We start from the raw sequence: 10,208 nt of genomic DNA, 5'->3' as shown, positions 1-10,208 counted from the left end.
CCCCCCCCCCCCTCACTACCTGTCAAGACCCGAGCTGAATCTCTCGCCTGGAACGCCTTACTCAATCCTCCGTGATGACTCGCAACGGGATCGCCGGCTATGACTCGAAGTTGAATTCGAGCTTCATCTGATCGCCCCTCATATAGAGCTTCGTGTACTCGAAGGGCCTGCCCTGAGCGTCGCGTAGCTGGTCGGTGAGGAGGAGCAGCGGATCGCCCGCTTCGCACTCGAGATACTCGGCCTGCTGTTCGGTTGCCCGAGCAACCTCGAGGGTCTCGGCCGTGTTCTTCACGTTGAGAGAAAATTCGGTGCTGAGCACCTCGCAGAGTTGCCTGTCGGCAACATCGAACCGGTCGAGACCGGGAGCAAGATCGGCACTGACCCACGCCTTGTGGAGGGTGACGGGCTTGCCCTCAAGGAATCGCCTGCGGGTGATCTCGTAGACCTTCGTTCCTTCTGAGAAGTTGAAGAAGGATCGGACTCTCTCGGGAGCGGGTACGAGCTCGAAACCAAGCATCTCCGTCTCGGTACTGTATCCGCGGTCCTCGAGCTGCTGGCGGATTCCCTGGTATGCGGGGGATCTCGTGGCAATCTTCGACTCGGTCACGAAGGTGCCCTTGCCAGGAACGCGGTGCAGGAGCCCCTCATCGGCCAGCATGTTGAGGACCCCGCGGACTGTCATCCGGGAGACACCGAACTGGGTCTGAAGAATGGATTCCGACGGGATCTTCTGACCGGACTTCCACTCCCCCGTTGCCAAGAACTCGCGCAACACGGTTTCGATCTGGGTGTACAGCGGGATCGCCGATTCCCTATCGAGTAGATCTTTCATTCGTTACCTCGTACGCTCAGGATGGTCGTCATCAGGCAACAAGGGTATTCGGAGGATCCTTCAGTCTTCCATGACCAAGGTCGCCCCAATTCCTTAACTGACCTGCGAACTTGATCGCCATTCTACTTGTTCTTGAGCACTTCCAGGACGGAAGCCTTAATTCCCGACACGTCGAGCCCATTCCGTTCCAACAGGTCCTCGTAGGTGCTGGAGGGTTGGTTCTTGTGTTCGACAGCAAGCTTCGTCAGCTTGCCTATCCCGCGAGCGCTCAGAACATCAGCAACCCGGGTTCCCAAGCCACCAAACTCGTAGTGTTCCTCAACGGTGAGTGCATGACCGGTCCTGCTCACGGATTCGATGATGATGTCGGAATCGATGGGGGTGACCGTGGGCAGGCAGATGAGATCGACGCTGACACCCTCGTTCTCGAGTTCCGCAACCGCCTCACGCACGTAGATGCTCGTGTATCCGGTTGCGATGACGGTGAGGTCGCTACCACGGGTCACGTAGTAGCCCCTGCCAATGACAAACTCTCGGTCCTCCTCATAGTCGGGAATGGGGCCTGCCCCGATCCTCATGTAGACCGGCCCCTCGTGGTCGAGCATGGCGGCGCACGCAGCCCTCATCTCACCAGCATCACCGGGCGCCAGCACCGTCACTCCGGGAATGGAGCCGATGATCGCGTAATCCTCGAGGGAATGGTGGGTGGAACCCAGTTCCGAGTACGTGAAGCCGCCGTTGCGGCCAACGATCTTGACGTTCTGGCCCATGTAGCCAACGTCGTTGCGGAAAAACTCAAAGTTCCTGCTCGTCACGAAAGGTGCGATCGCGCAGTACACCGGAATGGCCCCTGTGCTCGCAAGTCCTGCAGCAACGGCAGTCGCTCCCTGCTCCGCAATCCCCATCTCGAAGTACCGATCGGGATGCTCAACCAGGAAGTCACCAAACCCGGAACTCTTTCCGGAGTCGGTCGACAGGACAACAACATTCTCGCGTTCTTCCGCGAGATCGGCGATGGCCTTGCCGAAGGTCTTGCGCGGGTCAACGTACTGAATGGTCTGAGACATAACTAGTTCCTCTCGATGTCGTCGGTCAGCGCGATAATTTCGTCCTCGAGTTCCTGCCGCGCCCTCTTCACCTGATCTGCGGTGGGCTTCCAGTAGTGAGAACCAACCGTTCCCGCGATGTCGGAGATGCCGGAGCCCTTGACGGTACGGAGGATAATCGCGGTGGGGACTCCGGGTTCAGCCGGAACGGCGAGCACCTCGTGGAGAGCCTCGTGGTCCTGACCATCAACTTCCGTGACGTTCCAACCAAAGGCGCGGAACTTGTCCGCAATCTTCTCCATGTTCAGAACCTCTGCCGTGGTGCCGGAGATCTGCATGCCGTTGACGTCGACGAGGGCGGTCAGGTTATCGATCGTGTAATGGGCCGCCATGGCCGCACCTTCCCAATTGGATCCCTCAGCAAGTTCACCGTCGCCCATGACCACGTAGACCTGAGCATCGCTTCTCCCGCGCAGGCCAAGCGCCATGCCGACTCCGAGCCCCAGGCCGTGCCCGAGCGCTCCCGTGTTGCCTTCGATTCCCGGCAGCTTGTGCATGTCGGGATGTCCGCCGAGCGGGGTGTTCACCTTGCCGTACTGATCAAGAATGCTCTTGTCGAAGTACCCGAGTTCCGCGAGTACCGCGTACTGGGCGAGAGCCTTGTGCCCTGCCGAGAGGAGGAACCTATCCCGGTCTGGATCATCGATGCGATCCGGAGCCACGTTCATGACGTGCCCATAGAGCACCGAGACTGCGTCGATGCAGGAGAGGGCGCCACCCACGTGACCTGCTGGGGTTGCCTCGAGCATCCTCACGACGTTCAGCCGCGAGCGCGCCGCGAGGATCCTCGATTCTTGTACTTTGCTTGCCTGAGCCACGCTGCTCATGGTCTTCTCCCAATTCTTTTGTGCTCCCATGCCCCAAAGGAGCACATATGGGAGCGGCCGACTTCTCTGTCCAATTCCATTAGAACAGACTTGTATAGTCTCGTCAATACAACTATGTACAAGTTGGATAAATGAGACCTTCAAGAACGGGTGGGTGAGGCCCGTCAAGACAGCGAAAGCATCGACAAGTCAGAGACGTCCGCATGGAATGAACAGCCAAGGGAGCTCTTGAGCGAGTACCCGAAGGAACTTGTGAACGGAATACCCAAAGGAACTTGTTCGACCCTCGCAACTCGGCTGAAATCCGTGAAGGTCAACCCTTAAAGTTGGGTCCTGAGCTTGAGCGGAAACTCGCGGCGTGAGAGACTGAGACAGGTTTATCTATACATGACTATACGAGATGCTCTCCCCTGTGGGTCTCGATAGTTCTCACCCTAAGGATGATCATGGACAAGGATGTCTGGTTCCAGCAGGTTGACGAGGTCGAACTCGTTCACGCGACCTATCTCATGTCGGTTCCGGAAGGATTCGATCCGCACGCAGCCGCGGCCAAGCTTGCCGTTGGTCAGACAACCGGAACGTGGGTTGACGTGCCGGGGGTGACGGAGCGGATGAGCAGGGAACACCAGGGCCGCGTCATTCGCGTCATCGAGGTTCCCGCAGTGGATGTAGCTGTGCCGGACAACACTCGAGCCACCTACGCGCTCATGACGATCGGGATTCCCTCCGCCAACCTCGGCGGTGATATCCCAACCCTGCTCACCACCGTTCTCGGCAATGACGCCTCCACCTCCGTTCTAGCCAAACTCGTCGAGCTGTCACTCCCTCAGTCCTTCCACGAGACGGCCGGCGGTCCCGCATTCGGCCTCGATGGGATCCGCGATCTCACGGGCGTGCATGATCGCCCGCTTCTGCTCAGCATGATCAAGCCCTGCATCGGCATGACGATCGAGGATTCGGCAACGATCTTCCGCGAGACAGCACTTGGTGGAGCCGACATCATCAAGGATGACGAGGTCCTGACCCACACGACGGGTTCCACCCCTGTCGAGCGCGTCCGCGCCTTCCGGAAGGAAGCGGAGCGGGTTAAGGAAGAAACTGGCCGCACCGTGCCCTACGCGGTCAACATCACCGGCCGTCCGGATCGCATGCTCGCCGATGCGAAGGCATGCGCCGACGAGGGGGCGACCGCCTTCATGATCAACTACTCGGCTACCGGCTACGGCGCGCTCCAGATGATCCGTGATGCCGTTAACGTGCCCGTCCTTGGTCACTTTGCTGGCACCGGCCCGTTCATCGAAAGCCCCCACTCGGGCATGGCAGGCACAATCGCTCTGGGGCAGCTCCCCCGCCTTGCTGGCGCCGACATGGCAATGATCCTGACCCCATGGGGCGGGTACCCGCTCTCGACGGGAACCTACCGGTCAACGGTCAGCGCGCTACGCACGCCGGTGGCCGGACTCAAGCCCACACTCCCCCTCATTGGTGGCGGAGTTCATCCCGGCATGGTCGAGAAGTACGTTGGCGACCTAGGAAACGACATCGCTCTCTCCCCCGGTGGCGGCGTCCACGGACACCCGGACGGGTCGCGGGCCGGTGCCACCGCCATGCGTCAGGCCATTGACGCGGTTCTCGAGGGCAAGCCGGTTGTCGAGGCCGGCGAGGAGCACGAGGAACTCTCCCGAGCCCTCCTCGCCTTCGACACAGGTATCTAGACCGTCTTCAATTGAAGTGGTCCATGGGGTGAAGTAGTCCATGGGGTGAAGTAGTCCGTGGCGTGAAGATCTCCGTGGGGTTGTTGACGCATCGCCGTCACTCACCCCACGGAGATCTTGCTCAGGGGCTCAGACTCGCTCGCACCCGATCACTCACTCCTGCTTGCTACCGAGTCAGATTTAGTGACTCGGTCAATAGCCGTGGTCGGATCCACGTTCGTGCGCCAACATGAGCCCGCACCCCACGAGTCAACAACTCCGGCTCTCATCGGGCCATGAAGCCGACGTCCAGATCAAAGCAGGTTTCAATTCACTTACCGGCAATAATTCGCTCAGAATGACGAGCGGTTTGACCAGGAATGCCGCAAATACTGCTCTAGATCTACCGAATTGACGTAGCTCTAGATCCGCCGAGCTCCCGACGCTTATCTCACCTAGTCGAAGAGGCTGAACAGTTTTCCAATAGGCGTCATGATGTCGACGATGGCTCCGAAGCACCCGCCTCGTTCTTTCCGGTTCCTGGCGTCAACAATCTCCACACCGTTGGCAGTGTACTTCTTGGGAGGTTCTTCTTTACGACGACGAAGCCACTTGAACATGTGGACGGCTCCTCACTGAGACAAAGCTGATGCACAGTCGTCATGACCCAAGAGGCGAACGGTGTTTGCAGCAGGTTCATTGGTGAACTGGTTGACGTGAGAACTGTAGCGGAAATGGTTGAGGGGCGCCCGAGATATGAGACGCCCCTCGTCACCACACCACCATGGCGACTACGAAGTCACTAGACGCTCTTAACCTTCTGCGCCCAGCCCTTCGATCCTTCGACGGCCATCTTCCAGCCGTCATACATTTCTTCCTTCTCGTCCTCCGAGATCTGCGGCTCGAAGACACGGTCGACATTCCACAGCTCCGCAGCCTCGTCGAAGCCGCCGACGACTCCGGCTGAGATGCCGGCAAGCCAGGCCGCACCCAGGGCGGTTGCCTCGGTGACCTTGGGGCGGATGACGGGGATGCCGAGGACGTCGGCCTGCAGCTGGCAGAGCATGTTGTTGTTAACGGCGCCGCCGTCGACCCTCAGCTCGGGGATCTGCAGGTCCTTGTCAGTCAGGGTTGCCTCGACGAGATCGCGGGTCTGGAACGCCATCGACTCAACGGCTGCACGGATGATGTGGAGGCGAGTGGTCGCGTTCGACATGCCCACGATGTTGGCGCGCGCGTAGGGATCCCAGTGCGGCGCCGCAAGACCCGTGAAGGCGGGAACAAGGTAAACACCGTGGGTGGAGCCGACCTGTCCGCCGTACCATTCCGAGTCCTTGGCGTCGTGGATGACCTTGAGGTCGTCTCGGAGCCACTGCATGGTCTTACCCATGGAGAACACAACGCCCTCGATGTCGTAAACCGGCACACCCTGGGCCTTCCACGCGGTGGAGGCGGTCACGCCCTCAACAAGCTTCGGGGTATCGCCCGCGTTCATGACGAGCACGCCGGAGGTTCCGTACGTCATCTTCGTCTGGCCCTGCTGGAAGCAGGCCTGACCAAACAGGGATGCCTGCTGGTCACCCATGACCGAGGCGATCGGGATTGCCGTGCCAAAGGAGAATCCAAGATCGCCGAAGTCACCATCGGAAGGCTGGATCTCGGCCAGCATCTTGCGCGGAATTCCGTAGGCCTCGAGCAGGTCATCATCCCAGTCGAGGGTGTGGATGTTGAACATCTGGGTGCGGGACGCGTTCGATACGTCGGTGACGAAGCGCTGCTTGCCGGTGAAGTTGTAGATCAGCCAGGAGTCGACCGTGCCCGCCATGAGCTCGCCGCGTTCTGCGCGCTCGCGAGCGCCCTTGACGTTGTCGAGAATCCAGGCGATCTTCGATGCCGAGTAGTAGGCGTCGGAGATGAGTCCTGTCCGCTCACGAATGAGGGGATCGAGGCCCTGGTCGCGCCACTTCTCAATGAAGTTGTTTGACTGGCGGGAGGCCCACACGATGGCGTTGTAGATGGGTTCACCGGTTGAACGCTCCCACACGAGCGCGGTCTCGCGCTGGTTGGTGATGGAGACTGCGTCAATGTCCGAGGGGTGGATGCCGTTGTTGCGGAGCACTGCCCTCATCGTCTCAAGCTGGAAGGAGACGAGCTCCTCCGGATCGTGCTCAATCCAGCCCGGACGCGGGTAGTGCTGAGTGATGTCCTTCTGTGCGATATCGACGATTTCAAACTTGTCATCCAGGAGGAGTGAACGAACGCTGGTGGTACCACCATCCACTGCCAGAATGTGCTTAGCCATAGATATTCCTCGCCTTCGAGTTCTGGTTAATTGGCTTATTTCAGCGCATTGCGAGCCATTGACATGACTTCCCAAGTCGGTTTCTCACCATCGTAGAAACATTGCGCAACCATGATCATACTTGTATAGTCATGTTACGTGTCAACAGTTCGGTGAATGTCCGAAAGATTAGCGAGGTAGCAGCTGTTGATGCCAGCCTCCCGGCACACCTTTTCCGACACCAGGAGAATCTCGATGAACAGTGCGCAGCTCGATGTTGAGTCGCAAATCGCCAGTGGAAATGAGCTCATCGCTCGAGCCCTCGAACGTACCGGCACGACCAAGGTGGTCAGTTTCGGGTACGGGGTCGCGGCCACCTTCGGCGAACTCCTGACTCAGCAGCACGGCCCCGTCACGGTCGTGTTCGTGGCTGATGAGACCACGTGGAGCGTTGCGCAGGGCGCCGTCACCCAGGCCGTGACGAGCGCGAACATCCCTCAGGCCGACCCGATCATTCTGCCGGCCACTCCCCGCCCCTACGCCGCGATCGATCTCGTCGATCGCGTGCGCGCAGAACTTGAGCTGCGTGCGGACGCTCTTCCCATTGCGGTTGGCTCCGGTACCATCAACGACGCCGTCAAGCTCGCCTCCGACCAGCTGTCCCGTCCGTACTGGGTGGTGGGCACGGCCCCGTCCATGGATGGCTACACCGCGGCCGGTGCATCGATCTCGAAGGACGGCTTCAAGCAGAACATTCCGTGCGCCGCACCCGTTGGTGTGGTCATGGATCTCGACATTCTTGCCACAGCTCCACAGATCATGTGGGCCTCCGGCTTTGGCGACATGATCGGAAAGATCTCCGCTCTCGCGGATTGGCGGGTCGCGGAGGCCATGGGCGCCGAGGGCATCGACCAGGACATCTGGGACATGTCTGCCCGGTCCGTTGTTGCGGCCCTGGCCGATCCAGCGGGAGTTGGCAACCGTGACGTGAACGCGCTTCCCTCCCTCGCGGTTGGGTTGCTCATGTCCGGCCTTGCCATTCAGGCCTACAACTCCTCCCGCCCCGGATCCGGTGCGGAGCACATGTTCAGCCACCTGTGGGAAATGGAGCACGTGGGACTCGACTACGACCCCCCGCTCTCCCACGGCGCCAAGGTCGGGGTTGGTTCCGTGCTGGTCGCGGCCTTCTACGACCAGCTTCTCGAGCTTGACCTCACCCAGATCGACATCGACTCCCTTGTGGCGGCATGGCCAAGCTTGGAGGAGGCGCTTGCCGAGGCAGACGGCCTGCACGGGGATTCACCCCTGCGAAACGTCGCCCACTCCCAACTTCCCGCTAAGTACCCAGATCGGGAACTCCTGCGGGAACGCCTCGATTCGGTTCGGCGAGTATGGCCCTCGCTCCGGGCCGAATTGAGGGATCTCATGAGGCCAGCAGATGAGATTCGTGAGAACCTCACCGCGGCACACGGATACAACCACCCGAGCCAGTTACAGCTGAGCAAGGAGCGGATTGTCAAGGATTTCTTGCGGCTCCGCACGAGCCGCAATAGATACACCAGCTTCGATCTCGCAGCCGAGACCGGAGTACTTTCGGGAATCGTCGATTCCCTCCTCGGTCCCCATGGGACCATAGCTACGTGGCCACAGGGCCGCAGTGGAAGTAATGAATAACCCTCAACGACGAGAGTGAGAACATGACACGTCTAATTAACGACCCCGAAAATTTCCCCAGCGAAGCAGCAGAAGGCTACCTCCTGGCCAACAAGCGTCACGTCCGTGGCCTCTACGGTGGCGCCGTTCGCGCCACGAAGACCCCCGAGAAGAAGGTTGCCCTCGTCATCGGCGGCGGCACCGGCCACTACCCCGCCTTCGCCGGCTGGGTTGGTCACGGCATGGCGGACGGTGTTGTCATGGGCAACATCTTCTCCTCCCCGTCGGCCGCGCAGGCAGTGTCGGTTGCCAAGGCCGCGGAACGCGGTGGCGGCGTCCTCATTGCCTTCGGCAACTACGCCGGCGACGTTCTCCACTTCGGTGACGCAGCGGCTCAGCTGACCGCCCAGGGCATCCCTGCCAAGGCAGTCGTCACGACCGACGACATTGCGTCGGCGGGTCCGGACGAGATCGAGAAGCGCCGCGGCATCGCCGGTTGGGTTCCGATCTTCAAGACCACAGGCGCGGCCGCTGAGCGCGGACTCGAATTCGACGAGGTCGAACGCGTATTCCACAAGGCAAACTCCCGCACGAGGACCCTCGGTGTCGCCTTCTCGGGTTGCACCCTGCCCGGTGCGGACGAGCCCCTGTTCACGGTTCCCGAGGGCAAGATGGCGATCGGTCTTGGCGTGCACGGCGAGCCCGGCATCTCCGAGGAACCCCTCGGTACCGCCGATGAGGTTGCGGCCCTTCTCGTGGAGCGCCTCCTTGAAGAGCGCCCCGAGGGCAACGACGGCCGCGTCATTGCCCTCCTCAACGGACTCGGAGCCGCCAAGTACGAGGAAATGTTCGTAACCTTCCGTGCCGTCAACAAGCTTCTTGAAGAATCTGGCCTCACGGTCGTTGACGGTGAGGTTGGCGAGTTCGCTACCTCTCTCGACATGTCCGGCATTTCTCTGACCCTGTTCTGGGTCGATGACGAACTCGACTCCCTGTGGAACGACCCGGTTGACACCCCGTCCTACCGCCGCGGTTCCGTCGACTCCTCCGACCTGCGTGACGACCTGGGCGAGCTGTCCCAGGAACCCACGAAGCTACAGGTCACCGAGGAAGGCTCGGACGACTCGAAGAAGCTCGCTTCCGCCATCGCCGACACTCTCGACAAGCTGACGGCCCTTCTCGACGAGAAGTCCGCTGAGCTTGGCAAGCTCGACGCCATCGCCGGCGACGGCGATCACGGCATCGGCATGCACCGCGGCGCTGAGAACGCGACAGTCGCGGCACGCCGCCTCTCCGGCGACGGAGCGGGAGCGGGCACGACCCTTGCTGGCGCCGGTGAGGCGTGGTCCGCAACCGCGGGCGGCACCTCGGGTGCTCTCTGGGGCGTTGTCCTCGGGGCTGCCGGTCAAGGCATTAGCGACAATGACCTGCCAAGCGACGAGCAAGTTGCCGACGTGGTTCGCCGCGTCGCTGACGCCCTGCTCGCTGCAGGTGGCGCCCAGCTTGGCGACAAGACCATGCTCGATGCTCTCCTCCCGTTCGCTGACGCTCTCGAGGCGGAAGTGAAGGGTGAGGGCTCCCTCGCAGAGAAGTGGAACCGTGCTTCCGCGGTTGCCACCGAGGCAGCCAATAAGACTGCGGATCTTTCCCCGAAGATTGGTCGCGCACGTCCGCTCGCGGAACGCTCGGTCGGCCACGCCGATCCCGGCGCCGTTTCTCTCGCCTACATCATTGAAGCGATCGGACAGGAGCTCTAAATGGGCTCTTCATAATTGGGGGTGTAGTTTGTTTTGGAATCCGCCGCTGCCCAGGAGG

General features: G+C 60.8%; 8 protein-coding genes. 3 read left to right on the top strand and 5 right to left on the bottom strand.

The genetic code is table 11. From position 1 onward, the window contains the following. Window positions 1–97: 97 nt before the first annotated feature. The 3 genes from QMB98_RS06440 to QMB98_RS06430 all read right to left on the bottom strand — a co-directional run bounded on the left by QMB98_RS06440 (window position 98) and on the right by QMB98_RS06430 (window position 2,765). Window positions 98–832: a GntR family transcriptional regulator gene (locus QMB98_RS06440; RefSeq protein ID WP_371684861.1), complete on the bottom strand. Its 735-nt coding sequence runs from the start codon at window positions 830–832 to the stop codon at window positions 98–100. Window positions 833–954: 122 nt separating this feature from the next. Continuing rightward, window positions 955–1,899 carry a transketolase family protein gene (locus tag QMB98_RS06435; protein WP_371684860.1) on the bottom strand — a complete coding sequence of 315 codons (945 nt, stop codon included), beginning with the start codon at window positions 1,897–1,899 and terminating at the stop codon, window positions 955–957. A gap of 2 nt (window positions 1,900–1,901) precedes the next feature. Continuing rightward, window positions 1,902–2,765 carry a transketolase gene (locus QMB98_RS06430; RefSeq protein WP_371684859.1) on the bottom strand — a complete coding sequence of 288 codons (864 nt, stop codon included), beginning with the start codon at window positions 2,763–2,765 and terminating at the stop codon, window positions 1,902–1,904. 446 nt (window positions 2,766–3,211) lie between these two features. On the opposite strand from QMB98_RS06430, the gene QMB98_RS06425 reads away from it, so the two are divergent. Continuing rightward, a complete protein-coding gene (locus QMB98_RS06425) occupies window positions 3,212–4,480 on the top strand; it encodes a RuBisCO large subunit C-terminal-like domain-containing protein (protein ID WP_371684858.1) in 1,269 nt (422 codons plus the stop codon). Window positions 4,481–4,914: 434 nt separating this feature from the next. Here the strand turns inward: QMB98_RS06425 and QMB98_RS06420 are convergent, their stop codons facing one another. After that, the gene (locus QMB98_RS06420; protein ID WP_371684857.1) at window positions 4,915–5,079 is read right to left on the bottom strand and encodes a hypothetical protein; all 165 of its coding nucleotides are present in this window, start codon (window positions 5,077–5,079) and stop codon (window positions 4,915–4,917) included. Window positions 5,080–5,261: 182 nt separating this feature from the next. Beyond that, window positions 5,262–6,761 (bottom strand): glycerol kinase GlpK, encoded by a 1,500-nt coding sequence (glpK, locus tag QMB98_RS06415; RefSeq protein WP_371684856.1) that lies wholly within the window; start codon window positions 6,759–6,761, stop codon window positions 5,262–5,264. 234 nt (window positions 6,762–6,995) lie between these two features. Here glpK and QMB98_RS06410 point away from each other — a divergent pair, with 234 nt between their 5' ends. Both QMB98_RS06410 and QMB98_RS06405 read left to right on the top strand, forming a co-directional pair. Continuing rightward, complete coding sequence (locus QMB98_RS06410; RefSeq protein WP_371684855.1) at window positions 6,996–8,414, top strand: sn-glycerol-1-phosphate dehydrogenase; 1,419 nt, start codon at window positions 6,996–6,998, stop codon at window positions 8,412–8,414. 23 nt (window positions 8,415–8,437) lie between these two features. Then, window positions 8,438–10,150 (top strand): dihydroxyacetone kinase family protein, encoded by a 1,713-nt coding sequence (locus tag QMB98_RS06405; protein ID WP_371684854.1) that lies wholly within the window; start codon window positions 8,438–8,440, stop codon window positions 10,148–10,150. Window positions 10,151–10,208: the final 58 nt, after the last annotated feature.

This window comes from Flaviflexus sp. (assembly GCF_041440645.1).
In the GTDB taxonomy this organism is placed as follows: domain Bacteria; phylum Actinomycetota; class Actinomycetes; order Actinomycetales; family Actinomycetaceae; genus Flaviflexus.
This window is presented reverse-complemented; position numbering and strand designations above follow the sequence as displayed.